We start from the raw sequence: 23,971 nt of genomic DNA, 5'->3' as shown, positions 1-23,971 counted from the left end.
CTCATCCCGGTTGCGGCATCGCGGCGGCGTCGGTCGGCAGCGAGTAGCGGTCGGGATCGACCGCGCCGGGCAGGTCGGTCGCCGGCCGGCCGGGCACCGCGGGGTCGGGCATCGAGGGTTGCGCGGGCGGGGCGGGCACGGCGTGGAACGGAACACCGGGCGGTGGCTGGACGGGCACGGCGCGACCCGCCGGGACGGCCCGCCGAGGGGCGACGCCGCACCCGGCGAGGTCCTCCAGGCCGTTCGGGCTCTGCGTCGCGGGCGAGTTGCCGGTGAAGCAGTTGCCGGCGTCGGCCGAGGCCGTCACCAGGTCGGCGCCGTTGCCCGTGACGCGGTTGCCTTCGACGCGGTTGCCGACGGCCGGGTGGCCGGCCGGGTCGGTGACGAGGACACCGGCCGAGCGGTTGCCCCGGATCAGGTTGCGCGCGATGCGGTTCTCCTGACCGCCACCGATCCCGATGCCGATCCCGAAGCCGCCGTCGGCCTGTTCGGGCGTGTCCGACGCGTTGTTGTCGGTGATCACGTTGCCGGCGATCACCGCGCCGTGTTGCGGCGCGAGCGCCTCCAGGTCGTTGGAGTTCACCGTGACGCCGACACGGTTGCCGACGACGCGGTTGCCGAGCACCGACAGGCCCTCCGAGGCGTTGGTGATCTCGATGCCGACCGCGTTGCGCTCCACCGTGTTACCGCGCACCAGCGTGTCGCACGGCTTGCACTGGCCGACGTAGATCCCGGAATCGGCCTGCCCGGAGGCGTACGAGTCCTCGATGACGCCACCGCGCGCGTCGAAGGCGTAGATGCCGTAGAGCCCGTTGTTGTACGCCGTCACCTTGGTGGCCCGGAACCCCTGCACCATCGGAAAACGAGTGGTGTCCAGCGGGTTGTACGCCGAGCCGCCCGCACCTCGCTGTTGCAGTCGCTCGTCGGTGACGCCGGTGAACAGGACGCCGTTGGCGAGGTAGCCGCGGACGGTGAGGTTCTCCACCACGGAGCCGGCGCCGGTGACGGTGATGCCGTTGGCGAGCCGCACACCGCCGTCGAAGACCACGGTGTTGCGATCCGTGCCGCGCAGCACCACGCGCGGCTTGGTGATCCGCACGCTCTCGCGGTATACGCCGGGGCCGACCAGCACCGTGTCGCCCGCCCGAGCGATGTCCACCGCCTTCTGCACGGTGCGGAAGTCCTGCGGCACACGAAGCACGTTCCCGGCGGGGTGCTTCTCGGCGGACGGTTCGGCGTCCGTCGACGACGAGCAGGCGGCGACCGTCGGCGCGAGACAAACGAGCGCCAGCGACAGGTGGCGCAGCATCGTCGTCCGCGTCCGAAGGACGACAGGTCGGGACGTCCATGGACGTAACGAGCTTTGCGGAGGCAGGAGTTGCATGACAGGTGTTCTATCGTCTGCAATGTCGCCCATGCATACCGACCCGGAAAGTCGACAGGAGCAGGCGCGACCTGCCACATCCGGTTTGGGACGCAGAGCCCTGCTCGCGACCGGAGCGGCACTGGCCGCGGCGGTCGGCGCGGCGGCGGAACCGAAGGCGAGCCGACCACAGCGCCGCGACATCGCGTCCGACGCCCCGCCGGCGGCCGCGATCCCCTTCCACGGTCTTCGCCAAGCCGGTGTGACGGGGCCTCAGTTACCCACCACGCACATACTGTCCTTCGACGTCCCGCCGACGACCGCCGGCGCGGACCGCGAGACGCTGCGCAACATCCTCACCGCACTGACCCACACCCTGTCCGGCGCGGCCGCCGGCACACTGCCCGACCCGCGCCTGCACACCGGAGAACCGACCCGCCTCGCCTGCGTCGTCGGCGTCGGCCCCGCCCTCGCGACCCGCCTCGCCCTGAACGTGCCCGCCGAACTGGCCGACCTGCCCGCCTTCCCCGGCGACCGCCTGGACCCGGCCCGCAGCAACGGCGACATACTCCTCCAACTCTGCGCCGCGGACCGCTGGACGCTCACCATCGTCGCCGAACTGGCCACCGCCGCCGCGCAGTCCGCCGGCGCCGTCCCCCGCTGGACCCAATCCGGCTTCCTGCCGCACATGCCCCCGGGTGCCACCCCGCGCAACCTCTTCGGCCTCAAGGACGGCACCGCCAACCCCGACGACCCGACCGCCGGGCGCTGGGTCTGGGGCCCGCCGGGAGCCCACGAACACGCGACCACCCTGGTGTTCCGCAAAATCCACATGGACGTAGCCGGCTTCGCGGCCATCCCCCAAGACCACCAAAACAAGATGATCGGCCGCCGAGCCACCGACGGCGTCCCCTTGACCGGCACCACCGAACACGACGACCCGGACATCTACGCCAAGCACCCGGACGGCTCCTACGTCATCCCGGTCACCGCCCACGTCCGCCTCACCAGTCCCCGCCTCGACGCCGGCGCGCGCATGCTCCGCCGCAGCTACAACTACGACGACGCCCCCACCGACAGAGGCCTCCTGTTCTGCGCCTACATGCGCGACCCTGGCCTATTCACCCGAGTCCAATCCCGCTTGGCAGCCCGAGACGCCCTCAACCCCTTCCTCGAACACCGATCCTCAGCAGTCGCCTACATCCTCCCGGGCCCCACCCCAAACCAACCCCTCGGCCACCACCTCTGAGCCCGAGAAGAAACAACAAGACCCAGGCCAGAAACCTACTGACCTGGGCCTTCGGGAAGCCGCCCAAGGGAGTCGAACCCTTGACCTACGTATGTACGAGTGCCCACCGGTTCACCCTGATCCGCCCCGGTCCCGCTCCACCTTCCGGCGAATCACGAGGTCAAGTGCCGTGCATTGCCCTCGCCTTGCTCAATCCTTCGGCATCGAACCTTCTTGTTGCATCCCCTGAGCATCCCCACACGGGGACGCTCGTGTCCCCGGGTGATCGAGGTCTGGGACATCTCCTCAGGTGAGTGATTGCGCGGCGTTCCGGCGGCTACGCGTCGCCATATCCACGGAACAGACGCCCTACCCCCTGCATCGAGACCGGTCCTTCAACCAGAACCTCAGTGCTGTCGACCGTAGGGCGCCCGCAGCGACGTTCACCGAGATCCAGGTCACCGAATGGCTGCGCGCACTCGGCGGATACGACTCGCCGTCCCCCGACCGCTGCGGGGTGCAACGGACGACCCGGCCCCATATCGCACTACTCGCACAACAACCCTGCGCTCCGCCTCGGCCTCGAATTGGTTTCTCGACGAAAAAACAACGCCGGGCCGTACGGCAGGACCTCAAGCTGATTTCGGGGTAGCGGGATGTGCTTCGGCAGCAGGTCGCCATGACGGCCAGGCGTCCGTTTCACTCGGCTGAAATCAGACGGTTGGGCACCGTTGCATATGGCGGAAACTTGGCGTTTGGCTCGTCAATTGACTAAAAATACAGCCCTGATTTCAGCTCGGATGCGCACAGCATGCTAACGGCTCAAGGAAAGGCCACCGGCAAGCCGTCAGCCTGCCGCCAACCCTCCAAGTACTCACCTGACCTGCAGCTAAGCAAGATCATCCGAGCCTGCACGCAAGGATTCGAAATCTCAAACCCGAGTGAAATACTTCCTGGTTGGACATGGTTTCGGCAGATATTTCCGGCGGAGGAATGCGTTGCATCACTCAATACGCGTTCTGCGGGCTGCGACCAAAGATCTTGGCTGTCTGGATTCTTACTTACCTTCAACGCCATTCCTTGTAATCATTTTTTGTGTTCAACCCGACAGGAACATCCATCCCGTTCGATTTCACTGAAAGGAAATTTCATGATGAAGCTCAAGCGCGCAGCAAAGCTCATGGCGGTGTCCGGTGCGCTGGTCGTGGCGGTCGCCACCCCCGCAATCGCGACCATCGACTACCCGAGCGGCGGGACCTGGGACCACGGGGCCGGCACAGCTACCGTGTGGTCGCACTACTACCACCCGTCCGTCTGTCACGGCTCGACCTCGGTCGGCACCTACACCGAGCGCGCATCGGCGGCCGCCGGATCCTGGTCCTACACGAGCGCCACCGCCAAGCTGTCCGGCAACGAGAGCTACTACAGGACCACTTGCTGAGTAGTCGGCACGCGTAAGAGCCTCCGAAGGGGCCGTACACCGCGGCCCCTTCGGAGGCATGCGCCCTCCACATGGCCGGCCAATTCCTCTCACAGCCTCGTAGGACACGCATGCCGCATCGTGGCGTCAAGTTTGCGCACTTCGTCATCCTGGCGTTCTCCCCCCTGTTTTCCTTTCTGTTCCTCAATAGCTTCGAAGAGCAGTGGACCCTGGGCTACGACGCGGTCGTCCAGGTCACCGAGTCACGGAACACGAGCACCAGCCAAGCCATAGAGCAAGCCGTCGAGACCTTCGCCCGCGACCATGACGTCACTGTGGGCCGGCAGGAGGTCGACCTGAAACGGCCGGACCGCAGCCGTGACCTGTACCTGACCATGGCCGGCCCGCGCGCGAGTTGGCTCGATGGCAGCTATCCGGCGTTCAATCCCGGCCAAACCACCGTAACTCGACCGCTTGTCGATCTCTCCAATCGCGACCCGCAGGGCCTGTACTACCTCTTCGGCGATCCTGGCGCCGTCGGACCCTTCCTCGAACTGCTGGAGCAGCACGGCCTGATCGCGCGACATGTCGAGCCGACCTCCTTCGACCAGCTCTCCCTTGCCTACGACGACAGCACCCTGGCCGGGTCCCTCGTCGTCGTCGCACTGGCATGCGCCACCATGACCGGTGCCGGCGTGTTGCTCAGCGCCAAGTCCTACGGAGTGCTGCGTCTGCACGGCATGTCCCTGCCCGCGATCCTGGCCCGCGACCTACGCCGCCTCGCGCGCTTTTGGACCACTACCCTCGCCGCCGTGGCGGTCGCCGCAACCGGGCTGCTCGGCTGGTATAACCACCTTGCCTGGTTCGGGCTGTTCGCGATCGTCACCGCCGCGACTGCTGCGGCGTTCACCGCGCTCGTCCTTGCCGTCCACGCTGCGACTCTCGCCCTGACCGCACGTATCGGTGTCCTGGCCGCCCTCAAGGGCGAGATCCCGGCCCGGGCCACAGCAGTCGCGGTCTATCTCGTGCGTGTGCCCGCGCTCCTGCTCACCTTGGGAATTGCCGTCACGGTCCTGCAGGCCGGACAGGATCTGGTCCGCCGTGAGGACTCTCTGGGGGTATACAAGAAGGCGGGCGACACTTCCTCCATCCGCCTCAGCGGCGCCCTCGGAGGCCCGGACGAAGTGACAAAGATGGAGGCAAAAATCGGCCCGTGGCTCCGCCAGGCCGACGCCGAAGGCCGGATCGTTCTCGCGGGCCACGTTGACCTTGCACGATCGAGCGATGCCCGGATGCTCCCTGTGAACGACCTGATGGTCGTCAACGAGTCCTTCCTCGAACAGCAAAAGATCCTGGCCCCGGATGGTCGGCGATACCCCGCCACCAGAAGCCGCGACGGCCACATCCTCCTTCTCGTCCCCGAGCACCTGGCGCCGTACACCGACAAGCTCACCACCATGGTGCCGAGCATCGTCACGCCGTCCGATCCAAGCCGGATCACACCCGGGCAGATCGATGTGCGGCCCAGCGCAGACAGCCAGAAAATCTTCACCTACAACGCCCGCGGCGCCCGCGAAGCGGGACAGTACCGGCCCTCGGACGCGTCCTTCCTTACCGACCCCGTCATCGTCGTCGTCCCCAACGGCACCAACTACATCAGCGACGTGGATTACACCGCCTACGCCTCTCAGCGCAGAATCGTCTTCCCGGACCCCGCCGACATCGCCGCCGGCATCGACGCCCATGATCTGCGCGATGAAATCATCGGCACCAGTCCCGTCGCCGCCGACGCGGCCCAGGCCATCCGCGAAATCACCGCCGACTTCCGCCTGAGGGTGTTCAACCTTGCCATCGCCCTCATGGTCCTGCTCGTCACCGGAATCGGCGTCGTCATCGTCCACACCCGGAGCAACGCCCAGCGGATCTTCGCCCGGCACATCCACGGCTGGACATTCACCGTGACCCACCGCACTCTCCTGGCCGCGGAAGCTGCGATCCTCGCTCTGCTCGCCTCCTGGATCCCCTACCAAATCCACAAGTCCAACCAGGGTCTCGAGCGATACAAGGCCATAGGTATCCCCCCGCCCCGGGACCCCATGACCATCACCGGTCAGGATCTGACCGCCATCGCCTGCGTTGCCGCGGTCGAGATCACCGTCGTCATGGTCGTCCTGGCCTTCTTCCACCGCCGTGTTGTCAAGGAAGGATCGACCGAAGCGTGATCGACCTGACCGGGCTGTCCAAGTCCTTCGGCCCCCGTACCCTGTGGCAGGACCTGGCCTTCACCATCGAAACCAGGCACATTCTCGCCCTCACCGGCCCCAGCGGATCCGGCAAGTCCACCCTCCTCAACTGCCTCGGGCTCCTCGACACCCCCACCGCCGGCACGATTCACCACAATGGCCAGGACATCACCAGGCTCAGCCACCGCAAGGCCCGCCTCTTCCGCCGAGACACCCTCGGCTACCTCTTCCAGAGCTATGCCCTGATCGACAGCGCCACCATCGCCGACAACCTCAGCCTCGCGACCAAGCCCGGCCGCTCGCTCCGCGCCTCCCGCCCCGCACTCGACCAAGCACTGGAGCAGGTCGGCCTCGCCGGCCGCGGAGACGATGTCGTCCACCGCCTGTCGGGTGGTGAGCAGCAACGCGTCGCTCTCGCCCGCCTCATCCTCAAGCGACCCGGTCTCGTGCTGGCCGACGAGCCCACTGGTGCCCTTGACGCCGACAACACCCGCATGGTCATCGCCATCCTTCGCAGCCTGGCCGACGCCGGCTGTGCCGTGGTGATCGCCACCCACGACCCCGCCGTCCGGGACCTGTGCGACAGCGTCCTGCAGGTGGGCATCGACACCGATCCCCACCCTGTCAAGGAGAGCGTGACTGCATGAACTGAGGTCCGGGGTGAGTTCGGCTTTGCTCTCGTGCAGTTGCCGGTGCGGGTGAAGGGAAGGCGGGCGAAGCATCGCGGCGCGGTCACGGGCCGGTCGCCTTCGGCCGCACCCCGGAGCGATGTAGCGATGGAGAAGGTGAAGTTGCCGGTATAGCCGGCTTCCTCTGACTCAGCCAATGGCCGGACAAGTGCACACCCCGTGTATACATCGCATGTATAGTCACGCCATGCCCATCGGCCACACCGTTCCGGTACCGCTCCAACAGCAGCCCGGCAACGGCTACGACCCCGAGCGCACATTCGACAAGTGCTTCCGGAGCAGTCGCCCGATCGCGTTTGGGCAGGCCTACGCGACGCCGACCCGCCTACTGCGTGTCGGCCTCGTCGGGGCCGACGCCCCGGAGCCCGGAGTCGGCTCCGAGCGCCAGGGCCTCGTGATCGGGCTCGCCCGGCGCGAGAAGCCCGGGCCGTACCTCTGGCACACGCCGTACACGAAGGTCGTGCCCGCCCTACTCTCCGGGCCCCGCCGGGCCGCCGGGCACCCCCACGTCGAAACATCGGCCGCTGATGTGTGAGCCGACCACGCGCAAGCCCGCGAACGGCATCACCGACCGGCTCATATACGATTACGCACTGTTACCCTTGGAGGTCGACATCCGCTGGTTCGAACCGACCCGGGCCAGGTTCGACCGTCTCGCTGCAGGGGTGTCCGCGTGAACGGCACCGAACTCGGGGCCCTGCTGACCGCGACGGACCTGCGCAGGATGTATGGCACCACACCCGCGCTGGACGGTGCTTCGATCGAGATAGATGCCGGTGAGGTCGTCGCCGTGATGGGTCCGTCCGGATCGGGCAAGTCGACACTGCTGCACTGCCTGGCGGCGCTGGTCACCCCCGACAGCGGATCGGTCGGGTATGCCGGCCGGGAGTTGAATACGATGTCCGATCGGGGCCGCAGCGCCCTGCGCCGATCCGACTTCGGATTCGTGTTCCAGTTCGGGCAGCTCGTCCCCGAACTGACCTGCGGCGAGAACGTCGCGCTGCCGCTACGCCTGAACGGCATGCCGCGCCGCAAGGCGAACGCGCGCGGCAGGAGGTGGCTGGAGCGGCTGGAGGTCGCCGAGCTCGCCGACAGGCACCCTGGGGAGGTATCCGGCGGCCAGGCTCAACGGGTCGCCGTGGCCCGCGCGTTGGCGCCCACGCCACGCGTGGTGTTCGCGGACGAGCCGACCGGCGCGCTCGACTCGCGCACCGGGGAACGCGTGATGCACCTGCTGACCTCGGCCGCCCGGGAGAACGGCGCGGCGGTGGTGTTGGTCACCCACGAAACCCGGGTGGCGGGGTACGCCGACCGTGAAGTGGTCGTGCGCGACGGGCGCACACGCACCGCACGCCGCGCCCCGGCGGCACGTCCGTGAGCGGCCCGGCCTCCCCCGCCATACCCTTCGGGTGGGCTCGGGCAACGTTGATGGGCGCGCGTTTCGCCGTCACCCGTGCATCGTGGCCGCGGACGCTGCTGATGGTTGTCGGCATAGGGTTCGGGACCGCGTTGCTTCTGCTGGCGTCGGCCCTGCCCGGCATGCTGGACGCTCGCGAGCGGCGCGGGGCCTCGATCGTGGAGACCGCAAGCGGCCAACTCACCGCCCCGGGCGAGAACACCCTCGTGATCGCCTATGCCAACACCCGCTTCCGCGACCGGGACGTGCGCGGCCGCCTTGTGCGCGCCGAGGGGGCGCGTGCGCCAGTGCCACCGGGGCTGCGGGCACTGCCCGGACCGGGCGAGATGGCCGTGTCACCCGCGCTGGCGCGGCTGCTGGAACGGCCCGCCGGCGCGCTGCTCCGCGAGCGCCTGCCATACCGGGTGGTGGCGACCATCGGCGACGCCGGGCTGATCGGCCCGGCCGAACTCTCCTACTACGCGGGCAGCGCCGCGCTGACCGCCGCCGACGGCTCGCGGGTCGACGGCTTCGGGACGCGACAGGGGTCCGCGAGGCTCGGTCCGCTGCTGACGCTGCTCTCGGTGACCGCCCTGGTGGTGGTGCTGACACCCGTAGCCGTGTTCGTGGCGGTCGCGTCGCGGTTCGGCGCGGACGCGCGCGAGCGGCGACTCGGGGCCCTGCGCCTGGTCGGCGCCGACCTGTCCACTACCGGGTGGATCGCGGCCGGAGAGGCTCTGGCAGCGGCGGGAGGCGGCCTGACCGCGGGCGTGGTGTTGTTCCTGCTGGGCCGCCGGGTGATCGGCTCGGTGGAGCTGTGGCGGCTGAGCGTGTTCCCCGCCGATGTGCAGCCCACGCCTGTACTCGCGACACTGGTCGTGGTGGCTGTGCCCCTGACGGCGGTGGTGGCGACCTGGGCAGGCCTGCGCGGCGTCGTGATCGAGCCCCTGGGAGTGGTACGCCGGGCCCCGCGCCCGCCGCGGCGCGGGTGGCGAATCGTGCCCGGTCTCACCGGCGCCGCGCTGCTGTTGACCCTGATGAACGGTGGCGGCGCGCGCGGCGGGAGCTTGGCGCCGTGGCTCGCCGCCGCCGGAATCGTGCTCGTGCTCGTAGGCCTCACCGCACTGCTGCCGGGGGGCGTGAGTGCGGTCGCGGCCCAGGGCGGGCGCGGCCCGTTGCCCTGGCTGCTGGCCCGGCGCCGACTGGCCGCCGACGCGGCAGGCTCGACGCGGCTGGTCGGCGGCGTAACCGTCGCGGTGGCCGGCGCCATTGCGGCACAGATGTTGCTGGTGGGCCTTACCGGCACCTTCACCACGCGGACCGGTCAGGACCGGAACCGTGCCGACCTGTTCGTGAGTACGAAGAGCGATCCGGCCGGCGCGACCGCACTCCCCGCCACAGCCGGCGTACGCTCCACGTTCGCGTTTACCGAGACGTCCGCGCGTGTGCGCGGGGTAGCCGGGGGCGGCGAGATACCCCTGGTCGTCGGCACATGCACGGCACTTCGCGAACTCGCCGCCGTGGGCGCGTGCGCGCCGGGTGACGTGTTCACCGTGGCATCACCGAACGGGGGACCGCGGGTTGCGCCGGGCAGCGTGGTGGAGCTGACCATGGCAGGTCGCGACGGCCCGGTGGCGTGGACCGTGCCGCGGTCGGCCGGCGACGTCGGCTCCGCGACCGATCCGATACGCCAGTCGCGATACGGGCTGTTCCTGACGCCGGAGGCGCTGGGGTCCGCCGGTCGGCCGGCCGCGGGACGGTTGATCAGCTTCGTACTCCTGGACCCGAATCGCCACGACGCCGCCGACCTGGTGCGCAACGCGGCGGCCAGAATCGACCCTTCGGCCTCGATCCTCACGCTGACCGCGACCACCGAGAATCGCATGTTCGCAAACATCCGCCGCGGACTCCTGGCCGGCGCGACGCTGACACTGGGCCTGGTCGCCGCAGGCATGCTCGTGTCCTCGTTGGAGCAGATGCGGGAACGACGACGCCCGCTGGCCGCACTGGCCGCACTCGGGACCCCGCGCCGCACCGTTGCGCTGTCGCTGATGGCCCAGGCCGCAGTGCCGATGGTGCTGGGACTGGCTCTCGCCGTGGCCGGGGGCCTCGGACTCGGGTCACTACTGCTGGCCGTGTTCGGCAAACGCCCGCACCTGGACCCGGGGTTCATCGCGTCGGTGACAGCCGTCGGCTGCGCCGCGGTCGTGACGGTAACGCTGCTGGGCCTGCCCGCTCTGTGGCGGCTGATGCGCCCCGAGGGGCTACGCATGGAGTAGAACCGAAGGCGTACCGGACGCCCACGCTCACCGGAGGGCGTCCGGAACGAGCTGGACACCTTGAGCGATCCCATTGCCGCAACCAAAAGCAATGGACAGGCAAAACCCCAGGTCAACGGAGTCTTACCTGTCCATATGTTGAGCCGCCTAAGGGAGTCGAACCCTTGACCTACGCATTACGAGTGCGTCGCTCTAGCCGACTGAGCTAAGGCGGCTTGTCGGTCCACCTCGAAGGTGGCGACAGGGAATGAGTGTACACACCCGTCGGGGTGGTCCACACGCGCGTTTGTCGGGGGTCAGCGGCAGGTCTTGCCCTTGGTGGGGACGGTGCCCTGGGTGAGGTAGTCGACCACCGTGCGGTCGATGCAGTCGCTGCCTCGGCCGAAGGCGGTGTGGCCGTCGCCGTCGTAGGTCAGGAGGGTGCCGGAGGCCAGTTGGCCGGCCAGGGATTGGGCCCATGTGTATGGGGTGGCCGGGTCCCGGGTCGTGCCCACCACCAGGATCGGGGCGGCGCCCTCGGCCCTGATCGGGTGTGGCCGGCCGGTCGGCGGGATCGGCCAGGAGGCGCAGGTCAGGCCGGCCCAGGCGAGGTTGCGGCCGAAGGTCGGCGAGTCGGCCAGGTAGCCGGGCAGCTCGCGCTCGACATCCTCCCGGGACGTGGCGGCCGGCGGCGCGTCCAGGCAGTTCACCGCCGCGTTGGCGGCCATCAGGTTCTTGTACTTTCCGTCCGGGCCGCGCTCGTAGTACTGGTCGTTGAGTTCGAGCAGCGGTTGCCCGTCGCCGCGCAGTGCCGCCTCCAGCGCCTGCCGCAGGTCCGGCCACTGGTCCTTGGAGTACAGCGGCGACAGGATGCCCGTGGTCGCGATCGACTCGGTGACCCTGCGGGTGGCGTCGCCGGGCAGCGGGCGCGCGTCGAGTTGTTCGAGCAGGCCGCGGATCTTGGCCAGGCCGGCCGCGCGGGTCGCGCCGAGCGAGCACGAGCCACCGCCGACGCAGTTGTCCAGGAACGCCGCCAGCGCGGTCTCGAAGCCGCCGCCCTGCACCTTGTTGGCGGCCACCGCCGACTGGCTCGGGTCCATCGCGCCGTCCAGGACCAGCCGGCCGACCCGGCTCGGGTACAGCTCGGCGTAGGTCGCGCCGAGGAAGGTCCCGTACGACGCGCCCACGTAGTAGAGCTTCTCGTCGCCGAGGGCCGCGCGCAGCAGGTCCATGTCGCGCGCCGCGTCCACGGTGCTCACGTGGCCCAGCAGATCGCTCGACCTGCTTGCGCAGGCCCGCCCGTAGGCGCCGGTGCCGTCCAGCCAGGCCTGCTCCTCGGCGGGGGTGTCCGGCGTCGCGTCGAGCTGGGTGAAGGTGTCCATCGCGTTGTCGGTCAGGCAGCCGATCGCGGTGCTGCGGCCGACGCCGCGCGGGTCGAAGCCGACGATGTCGAAGCGCTTGCGCAGGTCGGCCGGATACCTGAGGGCCGCGTACTGCGCGAAGTCCAGACCGGAGCCGCCCGGACCGCCCGGATTGAGCACCAGCGAGCCGATGCGATTCGGGCCGCCGGCGGGCTTCTTGATCACCGCGAGCTTGATCTTCGGGCCGTCCGGCTTGGCGTGGTCCAGCGGCACCTGGAGCGTGCCGCACTGGAAGCCGCCGGTACACGCGGTCCACCCGATCGGCTCGACCGCGGCGGTCGGCGGCGCCTTGTCGGTGGGCGTGCCGTCCGAGTCGGCGGTCGCGGGCGCCTTGGCGGAGTCCGCGACCCGGTCCGGTGATTTCGCCGACGATCCCGACTCGCATCCCGCCACCAGGAGCAGGCCGACCGCCGCCGCAACGACCCTCGCGCACGAACCCCGCATCATGCGACCCGCTCCTCAGCTAGCCCAGTACGACCGTGCACCTCAGGGGAGGGTAACCACGCAACCCGGCGATACTCCCGACGACGCGACGACGCGACACGCGGTCACGCGGTCACGCGGTCACGCAGTCACGCAGTCACGCAGTCACGCAGTCACGCGGCAACGCAGCCGCCCGATCAACTACACCGCTTCCCCTTCGCCGGCATGGTCCCCCGCAACAGGAACCCCTCCACCGCCCCGTCCACGCACGTGCTGTTGCCGCCATACGCCGTGTGCCCCTCGCCCTCGAAGGTCAGCAGCGTCGCGTCGGCCAGCTGGCTCGCCAACTTCTCGGCCGAGGCGTACGGCGTGGCCGGGTCACCCGTCGTCCCGACCACCAGGATCGGCGCGCTGCCCTGCGCGCGGATCGTGTGCGGCTTCGCCGGCGACTTGAACGGCCAGTCCTCGCAGCTCTGCCCGGTCAGGTCCTCGGCGGTGACGTCGCGCGACAGCAGCGGCGCCTCGGCCTTGAGCCGGGTCAGCGCGGCCTGCACCTGCTGCGGCGTCGGCGCGTCCCCGGACCCGTCCGCACAGCCGATCGCGATGAACGCGTCCGAGCTGTTGTCGTAGTGCCCTTCCTCGTCCCGCCCGTTGTAGTTGTCGGCGTAGAACAGCAGCGCGTCCGGCGACTTGCGCACGATCGCGTCGGCGAGCGAGTCGCGCAGGTACTTCCACGCGGTGTCCTTGTCGCCGTAGAGCAGACTGATCACACCGGTCCAGCCCAGGCTGGAGGTGAGCTTGCGGCCGCCCCGGCCGGTGAGCGGGTTCTCCTGAAGGCCGTCGAGGAAGTCGGCGGCCCTGGTCGGCGCGGTCTTCGGGTCGTTGCCGAGCGCGCAGCCCGAACGCCCCGCGCAGTCCTCGGCGAATCGGCGCAACGACCGGTCGAAGCCCACCTGCTGCTCGACGGACGCACTCAGGTTGTCCGCGGCCGGGTCCACCGCGCCGTCCAGGACCAGTCGCCCGGTGCGGGTCGGGAAGCGTTCCGCGTAGGTGGCGCCCAGGTAGGTGCCGTAGGAGAAGCCGATGTAGTTGAGCTTCTCGTCGCCCAGGGCCGCGCGCAGGACGTCCATGTCGCGTGCGGCGTTGTCGGTGCCGACGTAGGGCAGCAGTTCGCCGGACCGGCTCTGGCACTCCGCCGCGTAGGTCTTCTCCCGTTCCTTGGCCCGCGCCTCGGCCCGGACCGGGTCCTCGGGCAGGTCCTCCGCCACGTACGCGTCCCGCTCGGCGTCGGTCATGCACTTCACCGGCGCGCTGCGTTCGACCCCGCGCGGGTCGAAGCCGATCAGGTCGTAGGCGTCCTGGAGCGGCTTGCCGATGGTGTCCTCGGCCATCCACCACGCCGCCTCGACCCCGGAGCCGCCCGGACCGCCGGGGTTGAGCAGCAGCGAGCCGATCCGCTGCCCGGGCTTGCCCGCGGTCTTGCGGGTGACCGCGATGTCGATGGTCTTGCCGGTCGGCCGGGAGTAGTCGAGCGGCACGGTGAACGTCGCGCAGCGGAACGCCTTGGCCTGGCTGCGCTCGTCGGGGTCGTCGCTCTCGCACGCCTTCCAGGCGGGCTGCTGGGTGTAGAAGCGCGTCAGCCGGGGATCGGGGTCACCGGGCGTGGCCGGTCCCTTGGCACCGGCCACGGTGGGCCGGGCCGGGCCGGATCGGCCGCCACCCGCGGCATCACCGAGATCGGACGCGACCGTACAGCTCGCGACTGTCGCGACGGCGAGCGCGACCGGAATCGCACGGCCGAGGAGTCCCACCCGGGATATTCGTTTCACGCGTACTGCCTACCATCGAACGGACACTCACGCACGAACGGTACGCGGCGGGCCCGGGCCACGCGCGCCCGCCCCGGGGCGCCCGGTCCGATCCCGCCGCGTCGCGTCACGCCGCCGGGGTCCGGGTGTTGCGACCCAGGAAGGCGAGTGCCTCGGGCAGTTGACGCACTATGTCGCCGGAGGCTCCGCCGGCGCCCGGGATCGCCTTGACCGACGTCGGCGCCTTGGCCTTGGCGGCGAATTCGCTGCCCGTACTGCCGGTGTGACCGGAGAGCAGGATCTGTACGTCGGGCCGCGCGTCGAGCAGCCTGACCGGGTCGTTCGCCGCCTTCGCCGCCGCATCGGCGCCCCACAGCGGGGACTTGAGCGTGGTCCGGCCGGACAGGCTGACCGCCGCCGCGTAGTACTGCGGGTACTGCAACGCGTACTTGACCGAGCACAGGCCGCCCGAGCCGTCCCCGATCAGCGCCCACGAGGCGCGGTCGGCACTCGCGCGGTAGGTCGTCAGTACCGCCTCGCGCACGTCCTCGTTGTGGAAGGTGGCCATCTTCGGCCCGTTCGGGATATCGCTGCACTCGGTGTCCTTGGCCGCCGTCCGACCGGCTTCCGCATCCTGCTTCGAGTACGGCATCAGTTCGGGCGCGACCACGATGTACGGCGGGACCGTACCGGCCTCGATGGCCGCCGCGAGCTTGGTCAGGAACGGCACGGAGTCGTCCACGAAGCTGTTCGACTCGATGCCCGGGAGCGCGGACTGGGTGACCAGTACGGGGTAACTGCGGCCCTGGTTGGCGGCGTTGTCGTAGCCCGGCGGCAGCCAGACCCACACATCGGCGGTGACTCCGGACCGGCCGCCCGCGAGGGTCGTCCTGTTCAGCGTGCCACCGGACTTCGCGCCCACCTTGGTGAACTTCTGTGGCGCGGCCTTGGGTTGGGCCGACGTGGCGGACGGTTCGACCGACGGGTCGGCGCCGGTGGAGGACGCGACGTTCTGCTTGTCGTCGTCGGAGATGCCCTTGTACGCGAAGGTGCCGCCGACGCCCGCCGCGACCACGGCCAGCGCGAGCAGCCCGATGCCCAGCGGCGAGCGCACCCCACGCTTACGACGAACGGACGCCGGGTCGGCCCCGATCGGCCGGGCCTCGGCAACGCGCATCGGCTCGTGGCGAGTCAAACCCGCGGGCGCGGACGAGGTGAGCTCCACCGGTGCGAACGGCAGCGGCGCCTCGGCTCGAACCCGGGGCGACTCCGAAGCACTCGTCCGCTCGGGCGCGTTCGTCGACTCCACCGCACGGACCCGCGCGGCCGGGGCAACAGGCGCGACGGGCGCGATCGGCCCGGGCCGGCTCGATGTCCCACCCCGCACCTCGGCCGGCGTCGACACGGCGGCCCGGGGCCCCGGTTCGCCCCTCGGACCGGCCTTCGGTCGCGCCGGAACCTCCGTCGGACCGGCCTTCGCACCGTCCCTCGGACCGGCTGTCGAATCAATTGCCGAATCGGTTGCCGAATCAGCTGCCGAATCGGTCGACGAGAGGCTCTCGGCCGGGTCGGCCGCACCACGCGACTTGCGCGCTCTCAGCACGAGAACGACAACCGCCCCGAGGGTCACCGCGATCAGCAGACCTTTGAGCGTCCTGGTCACGGAACGCAACCCCGCACCGTCCTTCCGAACCTCACCAGCCACAATGTTCCCGCGAACTCTCCCACGATGACGTCCGAGCGGGGGTCCCGGGTTCCGCCCCAGGAGCACCTCCGCTCCAAGGAGTGAAGGCCCGAACCGAACACACCCGCAAACAACCGGACGGCCTTGCGACGCTCCCGTCGAGCGGACGACCGAACGGGCCGAGCGCAGCGCACGAGCAGCACGAACACGGACCACGCCGGCCCCACCCGGCCACGGAGCGGACGCGCGACACGGCAGTCGGCCGAGCCGGCACCGAGGCCGGGAAGCGCTCGCCCCGACCGACCGGCCTACCCCGTCCGCAGTGTCAGCACCATCGCCTCGACGGCCAGCAGCGGCGCCACGTTCGCGTCGATCGCCCGCCGACAGGCCAGGATCGCCTCGATCCGGCGCAGTGTCGCCTCCGGGGTGGAGGAGCGGGCGATCGTGTCCAGGTCCGCGCGCAGCACGTCGTTGGCCAGGGGCACGGCCGCGCGCAGTTGCAGTGCCAGTACGTCCCGGTAGAACGCGGTCAGGTCCACCAGTGCCCGGTCCAGGCAGTCCCGCTGGGTGCGGGTGGCCCGCTTCTTCTGCTTGTTCTCGAGTTCCTTCATCACGCCGGCCGTGCCGCTGGGCATCCGGCCACCGCCGACCGCCCCCAGTGCGGCCCGCAGATCCTCGGTCTCGCGACCGTCCAGGTCCGCCGCGACCTGCTTCGCGTCCTCCGCGGCGGCGTCCACCAGCCGTTGTGCCGCGGCCATCGCCTGGCCGATGTCGCCGACCACCATCGGGATCCGCAGCACGTCGGCCCGGCGTCCACGCGCCTGTTCGTCCAGTGCCAACCGGCGTGCGCTCTTGATGTCGCCGCCGGACGCGGATGCCGCGAACGCGGCCATCGCCGGGTCGATTCCGTCCCGGCGCATCAGCAGATCGGCCACCGCGCCGGCCGGAGGCGTACGCAGTGCCACATTGCGACAGCGCGAGCGGATCGTGGGCAGCGCGTCCTCCAGGGACGGTGCGCACAGCAGCCACACGGTACGGTCGGCGGGTTCCTCGATCGCCTTGAGCAGTACGTTGCCCGCGCCCTCGGTGAGCCGGCCGGCGTCCTCCAGGATGATCACCTGCCAGCGCCCGCCCGCCGGCGTCATGGCCGCGCGGCGGACCAGGTCGCGGGTTTCCTTGACGCCGATCGAGAGCAGTTCGGTGGCGACCACGTCGACGTCGGCGTGCGTCCCGGTGAGCGCGGTGTGGCAACCGTCGCAGTGCCCGCAGCCGGGCTCGGCGCCCAGGGCCAGGTCCGGGCTGACGCACTGCAGCGCCGCCGCGAACGCCCGCGCGGCGGTCGCCGTGCCGACCCCGGGCGGGCCGGTGAACAGCCACGCGTGGGTCATGCCGCCGACGCCCTCGCCCGCGAGGACCGCCCGGGCGGCGCCGGCGGCCGTGCGCAGTTGCTCGGCGACGCGATCCTGCCCGACGAGGTCGTCCCAGACGGTCACGCGCTCTTGTCTCCTCGATCCGGTGTACCCCCGATACGACCGTACCGGGGTGACGTGACAATCGAGGCCACGTCACCCTCGGACGGACCCGACCGAGGGCCGGGCCGTCGGGAGCCCGACCGACGGAGCCCGACCGACGACCGGACCACCAGGCCCGCCCGAGGGCCGAACCGACACTCCACGGCCGACGACCGGACCGACAAGACCCACCCGACAACCGGACGCCAGGGCCGTATCAGGCCCCGGCGTCAGGCCCCGTGATCAAGCCCCGTGATCAGGCCCGGGCGTCAGGCCTTGTTGCGACGCCAGCGCCGCTTGCGCCCCGGCTCGCCCGACTCCTCGGGCGTACCCGCGTCCGCCGCTTCCGCGTCGTCCGCGTCCGGGCCGGCCGTCCACGGCCCGAGCAGGTCGTCGGCCAGTGTGTGATCGCCCGGCTCCGCCGGCGGCGGCACGACCGTGGGCAGTGCGTGCGTCTCGTCCAGGTTCACCTGCGGGATCTCCCGGGTGTCCTCGGCCGCCTCACGCAGCCGGATCTGCTGCAACTCGGTGGTGTCGGCGTCGTCCGCGGGCGGCTTCGGGATGCCGTGTACGGGCGTGTCCGCCATCGACGGGTCCGGCCGCCGGATCCCGTGCACCGGCGTCTCGACCATGTCGCCGTCCCGGGAGGGACCCGCCTCCGCGGCCAGCGCGGCAGCCTCCTGCGCGGCGCGGGCCTGGGCCGACGCCGCGGCCTCGGCCGCACGCGACGCCTCCCGCTCGGCCCGGCGGCGATCCGACTCGGCCCGGCGCAGCGCGTCCTCCGCCCGCCGACGCTCCTCGGCGGCCCGGCGCTCGTCGGCGACCCGGATCGCCTCCTCGGCCCGCATGCGCTCGACGTCGCGGGCCGCCTCGGCCTGCAACCGGTCGCGCTCCTCCTCGGCCAACCGCTGCCGCTCCAGAGCCGCCTCGCGCTCCTCCTCGGCATCGGCCCTGGCCTGCTCGGCCTGGAGCGCGGACGCCTCCTCCAGCCGGCGGCGCTGCTCGTCGCGGCGCTCGGCCTCCTCCTCGGCGCGCACCCGAGCCTCCTCGGCCCGGGCCTTGGCCTCCTCGGCGACCCGCTGCTGCTCCTCGGCCCGGCGCTCGGCCTCCAGCGCGAGCCGACGGCGCTCGGCCTCGGCGTGCAGCCGGGCCTCCTCGGCCGCCTCGGCTGCGGCACGGGCCCGCTCGTCCGCCTCGGCGGCGATCCGGCGGGCCTCCTCCTCGGCATGCCGCTGCTCCTCCTCGGCCAGCCGCGCGGACTCCTCCTCCAGCCGGGCCTGCTCGGCCTGGCGCTGACGCTCCTCGCTCTCCGCCCGCAGCCGGGCGATCAGCGCGGCCTTCTCCGCGTCCCGGGCGGCCTGCTCGGCCTTGCGCCGGGCGTCCTCCTCGCGCATGCGCTTGGCCAGCTCGAGCGCCTGGCGCTTCTCCTGCTCGGACAGCGGCAGTTCGCGGTCGAGCCGGTGCCGAATCGGCGTGGTGACCGCGTCCGGCTCCTGGTCGGCGTCCACCACCAGGTAGCGGTCGGGGTCGTGCGCGGCCAGGTCCAGGAACGCGTGTCGCACCCGCAGGTGGAACTCGCGCGGCTCGGACTCCAGGCGGTCGGGCGCCTCGGTGAAGCGGCCGTGTCCCACCGAGGGGTCCAGGTCGAGCAGGATGGTCAGGTCGGGCAGCAGCCCGTCGGTGGCCCAGCGCGAGACCCGGCCGATCTCCCGCGCGCCCAGGCCGCGACCGGCGCCCTGGTAGGCGATCGAGGAGTCGATGTAGCGGTCGCTGATCACGATCGCGCCGCGCCGCAGGGCGGGCAGGATGACGGTCTGCACGTGCTCGGCGCGGTCCGCCGCGTACAGCAGCGCCTCGGTGCGCGGGTCGACCGGAGCGCCGTCCAGATCGAGCAGCATCGCCCGCAGCCGCTTGCCGACCTCGGTCGCGCCGGGCTCGCGGGTGACCACGACCTCGTGTCCCTTGGCCCGGATCCAGGCCGCGATCGCGTTGGCCTGGGTCGACTTGCCCGCGCCCTCGCCGCCCTCCAGGGCGATGAAGAAGCCGGTGGCCCCGGCCGGTCGGCCGGTGATGTGGTCCTCGTTGCGGGTGGCCGCGGCGAGGTCGCGCAGGATCGGCACGCCGCGCCGGTCGTCCACGCTCAGCAGCGCGACCCAGCCCAGGATCACCACGAACGCGCCCGTGCCGGCCAGGACCAGCGCGGCTCCGCTGTAGTCGAAGGTGAACCGGTCCGCGATCACCCACGAGCGCATGCCCAGGTAGCCCGCGGCGATCGGCCCGGCGACCAGCGCCACGAACAGCACGATCCGCACGATCAGTTGCGCGAACGCGAACGCCCGGGCCCGCAGGTCCTCGCCGAAGTCCAGGCCGTACATGGTGTATCCGGTGACCCACGCGACGCCCGCGAACACGCCGAGCACGGCGGCGAGTACGGCGGCCACCACCACGTTGGCGACCGCGGCCAGGATCAGCAGGGTCAGTCCGGCGAACATCACCGCCATGCCGTACAGCCGACGTCGGCTGAACGCCGGCACCACCCTCGGGCCCCACAACATGCCCGCGCTGACGCCCGCGATGAGCATCAGGAACACCGTGCCGTAGGCCGCGTTGCCCGCATGCAGCCCGGCCACCAGCAGCGGAGCGGTGGCCACCAGCGCGCCGCCCGCCAGGAACAGCGCGATCATCCCGACGATCAGGCCGCGCGCGGTGCGCCCGTGCCCGAACACCCTGCGGCCGTCGGCGAGCACCTTGAAGGGGTTGGGCCGCCGGGTGCTGACCGAGCGGCCGCGGGTGGGCATCCGGATCAGGAAGGCGAACACCGAGGCGAGCAGGAACACCGCGCCCGCGGTGTAGCAGGCCAGGTTCGAGGGGTGCTCGACGAACATCGACACGTCGTGCGAGAAGGCGGTGCCGACCAGCGCGCCGAGGATGAACAGCAGCGCCGCCGCCGGGGCCGCGCCGTAGGAGGTGACCAGGTTGAACTGGTTGGCGGTGCCCAGCCGTTGGCGCGGCACCAGGTTGGGCACGGTGGCGTCGCGGGCGGGTCCGGCGAGCGCGCCGACCACACCGACCACCGCGGTCGCGCCCCAGACCCACCACATCTTGTCCACGAACGGCACGGACACGAGCACCAGGGCCCGGATCACGTCGCACGTCACCAGCGTCCAGCGCCGGTCGAGGTGGTCCACGATCGCGCCCGCCACCGAGGAGACCACGGCGGCCGGCAACATCCGCAGCGCGAACACCACCGCGACCGCGGTGGCGTGCTTGCGGTAGTCGCCCTCGACGGTCCACAGCGCGGCCGAGGTCAGCGCCAGCAACGCGAGCCAATCGCCCAGCGCGGAGGCCGCGACCGCGAACCAGAAGCGGCGGAAGGGGCGGATGCTCAGCACGCCCCCGATGCCCTCTGTCGGTTCGACCTGACGGGGCGGTATCGCCGAATCCGGCGCTTGCTGCTCCGCGTGCGTCATACGGAGAACCCTAACGTCGTCACCTGACGGGAAACGGCAACCTCGGCCGGATCCCCCGTGCTCCGGCGGCGGACCGTAGCACAGGGCCCGATGTCGTCGCCGGAACCGACCGAGGCGGCGCCGGATCCCGCCGGCGCCGCCTGGTCGAAACGTACCGAGATATCCCTACCTCAGTCTTGTCGCCTCACGCCTTGTCGGCCGCGTTCTTCGCGCCGGCACTCGCCGTCGCCTTCGCGGCGGCCGACTTCGTGGTCTTGCCGTCGGCGGCCGGCTTCTTGGCCGCCGTCTTCTTCGCGGCGGTCTTCGTCGCCGTCGCCTTCTTCGCCGGGGCCTTCTTGGCCGCCGCCTTCTTGGTCGTCTTCTTCGCCGGGCCCTTGGCCCGCTTGTCCGCGAGCAGCTCGTAGCCCCGCTCGGGGGTGATCGTCTCGACCGAGTCGTCCGCACGCAGCGTCGCGTTGGTCTCGCCGTCGGTCACGTACGGGCCGAACCGGCCGTCCTTGACCGTGACCGCCTTGCCGCTGACCGGGTCGGTGCCCAGTTCCTTCAGCGGCGGCTTGGCCGCCGCCCGCCCGCGCGCCTTGGGCTGGGCGTAGATGGCCAGCGCCTCCTCCAGGGTCACCGTGAACAGCTGGTCCTCGGTCTCCAGCGAGCGCGAGTCGGTGTCCATCTTGAGGTACGGGCCGTAGCGACCGTTCTGCGCGGTGATCTCGGTACCCGTCTCCGGGTGCTTGCCCACCACGCGCGGCAGCGTGAACAGCTTGAGCGCGTCGTCCAGGGTGACGGTGTCCAGCGCCATCGACTTGAACAGCGACGCGGTGCGCGGCTTGGGGCCGTTCTTCGCGGCGGCCTTCTTCGCGGTCTTCTTGGCCGGCTTGGCGCCGTCCGCGGCCGGTGCCGGGGCGGCGGGCGCCTCGGGCTCGGGCAACACCTCGGTCACGTACGGGCCGTAGCGCCCGTCCTTGGCCACGATCATGTGCCCGCTGACCGGGTCGATGCCCAGCTCGTGGTCGCCGCTGGGCTTGTCGAGCAGTTCCTCGGCCTTGGCCACGGTCAGCTCGTCCGGCGGCAGGTCGTCCGGCACGTCCGCGCGCCGCTCGCCGCGCTCGACGTAGGGGCCGTACCGGCCCACACGCAGCACGATGCCCTCGCCGACCGGGAACGAGTTGACCTCGCGGGCGTCGATCGAGCTGAGGTCGGTGACCAGGGCCTTGAGGCCGCCGAGGTGGTCCTCGTCGGGCCGGCTCTCGTCGCCGAAGTAGAACCGGCGCAGCCACGGCACGGCCTCGGTCTCGCCGCGCGCGATCCGGTCGAGGTCGTCCTCCATCTTCGCGGTGAAGTCGTAGTCGACCAGCGTGGCGAAGTGGCCCTCCAGCAGGCCGACCACGGCGAAGGCGAGGAATGAGGGCACCAGCGCGGTGCCCTTCTTGAAGGTGTAGCCGCGGTCCAGGATGGTGCCGACGATCGACGCGAACGTCGAGGGGCGACCGATCTCCCGGTCCTCCAGCTCCTTGATCAGCGACGCCTCGGTGTAGCGGGCCGGCGGCTTGGTCGCGTGGCCCTCCGGGGTGAGCTCGTCGGCGCTGAGCGCGTCGCCCTCGGTGACCATCGGCAGTCGCCGCTCGCGGTCGTCCAGCTCCGCGTCCGGGTCGTCCGAGCCCTCCACGTAGGCCTTGAGGAAGCCGTGGAAGGTGATGATCTTGCCGCTCGCGGTGAACTCCGCGTCGCGCCCGGGCAGGTCCGCGCCCTGCGCGATGCCGCCGATGCGCACGGTCACCGACTGGCCGACCGCGTCCTTCATCTGCGACGCGACGGTGCGCATCCAGATCAGTTCGTACAGCCGGAACTCGTCGCCGGACAGCCCGGTCTCGGCCGGCGTGCGGAAGCTCTCGCCCGAGGGACGGATCGCCTCGTGCGCCTCCTGCGCGTTCTTGACCTTGCCGGCGTAGACCCGCGGCGCGTCCGGCACGTACTCGGCGCCGTACAACTCGCGCACCTGCGCCCGGGCGGCCGTGACGGCCGTCTCGGACAGCGTGGTGGAGTCCGTACGCATGTAGGTGATGAAGCCGTTCTCGTACAGCTTCTGGGCGATCTGCATGGTGCGCTTGGCGCCGTAGCCGAGCTTGCGCGAGGCCTCCTGCTGGAGGGTGGTCGTGCGGAACGGGGCGTACGGGGAGCGGCGGTAGGGCTTGCGCTCGACGGCGCGCACGGTGAACGACGCGGATTCCAGCGCGGCGCTCAGCGCACGGGCGCCGGCCTCCTCCAACTGGAGCACGCCGGCGTTCTTGAGCTTGCCGTCCGGGCCGAAGTCGCGACCGGAGGCGACCCGCTTGCCGTCCAGCGAGACCAGGCGCGCGTTCATCGTGCTCGGGTCGGTGGGGTCGCCCGCCCGGCCGGTGCCGAACACGCCCAGCAGGTCCCAGTACGAGGCCGAGGTGAACGCGCGGCGCTCCCGCTCGCGCTCGACCACCAGGCGGGTGGCCACCGACTGCACGCGGCCGGCCGACAGGCGCGGGCCGACCTTCTTCCACAGGACCGGCGAGACCTCGTAGCCGTAGAGGCGGTCGAGGATGCGGCGGGTCTCCTGCGCGTCGACCAGTCGCTGGTTCAGCTCACGCGGGTTGTTCACCGCGTTGCGGATCGCGTCCTTGGTGATCTCGTGGAACACCATGCGGTGCACCGGCACCTTGGGCTTGAGCACTTCCAGGAGGTGCCACGCGATGGCCTCGCCCTCGCGGTCCTCGTCGGTCGCCAGGAAGAGTTCGTCGGCGTCCTTGAGGAGCTTCTTCAGCTTGGCGACCTGGGACTTCTTGTCCGCGTTGACCACGTAGATCGGCTCGAAGTCGGCGTCGACGTCGACACCGAGTCGGGCCCACGGCTTGCCGGCGTACTCCGCCGGTACCTCGGCGGCGCCGTTGGGCAGATCGCGGATGTGTCCCACGCTCGCCTCGACCACGTAACCGGGGCCGAGATAGCCCTTGATCGTTTTCGCCTTGGCCGGGGACTCGACAATGACGAGTCTCAGGCCGTCGCGCGCGGTCTCGCTGCTCGGGGACACCT

The 23,971-nt window shown here is 70.8% G+C and carries 14 protein-coding genes and 1 tRNA gene; 7 read left to right on the top strand and 8 right to left on the bottom strand.

What is annotated here, in order from left to right:
* Position 1 precedes the first annotated feature (1 nt).
* Entirely contained in the window at positions 2 to 1,309 is a 1,308-nt protein-coding gene (locus ACFZBU_RS27760; RefSeq protein WP_391586387.1) for a right-handed parallel beta-helix repeat-containing protein, read from the bottom strand.
* Positions 1,310 to 1,469: 160 nt separating this feature from the next.
* Between ACFZBU_RS27760 and ACFZBU_RS27755 the strand changes: the two genes are divergently transcribed.
* The 7 genes from ACFZBU_RS27755 to ACFZBU_RS27725 all read left to right on the top strand — a co-directional run bounded on the left by ACFZBU_RS27755 (position 1,470) and on the right by ACFZBU_RS27725 (position 10,618).
* Positions 1,470 to 2,612 (top strand): Dyp-type peroxidase, encoded by a 1,143-nt coding sequence (locus ACFZBU_RS27755; protein ID WP_391586386.1) that lies wholly within the window; start codon positions 1,470 to 1,472, stop codon positions 2,610 to 2,612.
* Positions 2,613 to 3,741: 1,129 nt separating this feature from the next.
* Positions 3,742 to 4,032: a lactococcin 972 family bacteriocin gene (locus ACFZBU_RS27750; protein ID WP_391586385.1), complete on the top strand. Its 291-nt coding sequence runs from the start codon at positions 3,742 to 3,744 to the stop codon at positions 4,030 to 4,032.
* A 110-nt stretch (positions 4,033 to 4,142) separates the two neighbouring features.
* Positions 4,143 to 6,233, top strand: coding sequence for a hypothetical protein (locus ACFZBU_RS27745; protein ID WP_391586384.1), 2,091 nt, complete (start codon positions 4,143 to 4,145; stop codon positions 6,231 to 6,233).
* On the top strand, positions 6,230 to 6,901 hold the full coding sequence (locus ACFZBU_RS27740) for an ABC transporter ATP-binding protein (RefSeq protein ID WP_391586383.1): 672 nt from the start codon (positions 6,230 to 6,232) through the stop codon (positions 6,899 to 6,901). Before ACFZBU_RS27745 ends, ACFZBU_RS27740 begins: the two co-directional genes overlap by 4 nt.
* Before the next feature lie 229 nt (positions 6,902 to 7,130).
* Complete coding sequence (locus ACFZBU_RS27735; RefSeq protein ID WP_391586382.1) at positions 7,131 to 7,478, top strand: hypothetical protein; 348 nt, start codon at positions 7,131 to 7,133, stop codon at positions 7,476 to 7,478.
* Positions 7,479 to 7,667: 189 nt separating this feature from the next.
* A complete protein-coding gene (locus ACFZBU_RS27730; RefSeq protein WP_391586563.1) occupies positions 7,668 to 8,321 on the top strand; it encodes an ABC transporter ATP-binding protein in 654 nt (217 codons plus the stop codon).
* Between the two features lie 101 nt (positions 8,322 to 8,422).
* Positions 8,423 to 10,618, top strand: coding sequence for an FtsX-like permease family protein (locus tag ACFZBU_RS27725; protein ID WP_391586381.1), 2,196 nt, complete (start codon positions 8,423 to 8,425; stop codon positions 10,616 to 10,618).
* A 141-nt stretch (positions 10,619 to 10,759) separates the two neighbouring features.
* Here ACFZBU_RS27725 and ACFZBU_RS27720 read toward each other — a convergent pair.
* The 7 genes from ACFZBU_RS27720 to topA all read right to left on the bottom strand — a co-directional run bounded on the left by ACFZBU_RS27720 (position 10,760) and on the right by topA (position 23,969).
* Positions 10,760 to 10,833 (bottom strand) — tRNA-Thr (locus ACFZBU_RS27720).
* Positions 10,834 to 10,914: 81 nt separating this feature from the next.
* Positions 10,915 to 12,465, bottom strand: coding sequence for an alpha/beta hydrolase (locus tag ACFZBU_RS27715; RefSeq protein ID WP_391586380.1), 1,551 nt, complete (start codon positions 12,463 to 12,465; stop codon positions 10,915 to 10,917).
* Between the two features lie 173 nt (positions 12,466 to 12,638).
* A complete protein-coding gene (locus ACFZBU_RS27710) occupies positions 12,639 to 14,270 on the bottom strand; it encodes an alpha/beta hydrolase (RefSeq protein WP_391586379.1) in 1,632 nt (543 codons plus the stop codon).
* A gap of 106 nt (positions 14,271 to 14,376) precedes the next feature.
* Entirely contained in the window at positions 14,377 to 15,426 is a 1,050-nt protein-coding gene (locus tag ACFZBU_RS27705) for an alpha/beta hydrolase (protein ID WP_391586378.1), read from the bottom strand.
* A gap of 815 nt (positions 15,427 to 16,241) precedes the next feature.
* Positions 16,242 to 17,426, bottom strand: a complete 1,185-nt coding sequence (locus ACFZBU_RS27700) for a DNA polymerase III subunit delta' (RefSeq protein ID WP_391586377.1) — start codon at positions 17,424 to 17,426, stop codon at positions 16,242 to 16,244.
* A gap of 287 nt (positions 17,427 to 17,713) precedes the next feature.
* Complete coding sequence (gene tmk, locus ACFZBU_RS27695) at positions 17,714 to 20,914, bottom strand: dTMP kinase (protein WP_391586376.1); 3,201 nt, start codon at positions 20,912 to 20,914, stop codon at positions 17,714 to 17,716.
* 184 nt (positions 20,915 to 21,098) lie between these two features.
* Positions 21,099 to 23,969, bottom strand: coding sequence for a type I DNA topoisomerase (topA, locus tag ACFZBU_RS27690; protein WP_391586375.1), 2,871 nt, complete (start codon positions 23,967 to 23,969; stop codon positions 21,099 to 21,101).
* Between the last annotated feature and the right edge of the window lie 2 nt (positions 23,970 to 23,971).

Origin of the sequence: Embleya sp. NPDC008237, from assembly GCF_042956465.1 — a bacterium.
Taxonomy (GTDB): Bacteria; Actinomycetota; Actinomycetes; order Streptomycetales; family Streptomycetaceae; genus Embleya.
This window is presented reverse-complemented; position numbering and strand designations above follow the sequence as displayed.

Excerpts from the sequence above, each read along its gene's own strand:
- ACFZBU_RS27760 (WP_391586387.1), bottom strand. The coding sequence starts at position 1,309 with ATGCTGCGCCACCTGTCGCTGGCGCTCGTTTGTCTCGCGCCGACGGTC.
- ACFZBU_RS27750 (WP_391586385.1), top strand. The coding sequence starts at position 3,742 with ATGATGAAGCTCAAGCGCGCAGCAAAGCTCATGGCGGTGTCCGGTGCG.
- tmk (WP_391586376.1), bottom strand. The coding sequence starts at position 20,914 with ATGACGCACGCGGAGCAGCAAGCGCCGGATTCGGCGATACCGCCCCGT.
- ACFZBU_RS27745 (WP_391586384.1), top strand. The coding sequence starts at position 4,143 with ATGCCGCATCGTGGCGTCAAGTTTGCGCACTTCGTCATCCTGGCGTTC.
- ACFZBU_RS27735 (WP_391586382.1), top strand. The coding sequence starts at position 7,131 with ATGCCCATCGGCCACACCGTTCCGGTACCGCTCCAACAGCAGCCCGGC.
- ACFZBU_RS27730 (WP_391586563.1), top strand. The coding sequence starts at position 7,668 with ATGTATGGCACCACACCCGCGCTGGACGGTGCTTCGATCGAGATAGAT.
- ACFZBU_RS27715 (WP_391586380.1), bottom strand. The coding sequence starts at position 12,465 with ATGATGCGGGGTTCGTGCGCGAGGGTCGTTGCGGCGGCGGTCGGCCTG.
- ACFZBU_RS27705 (WP_391586378.1), bottom strand. The coding sequence starts at position 15,426 with ATGCGCGTTGCCGAGGCCCGGCCGATCGGGGCCGACCCGGCGTCCGTT.
- ACFZBU_RS27725 (WP_391586381.1), top strand. The coding sequence starts at position 8,423 with ATGGTTGTCGGCATAGGGTTCGGGACCGCGTTGCTTCTGCTGGCGTCG.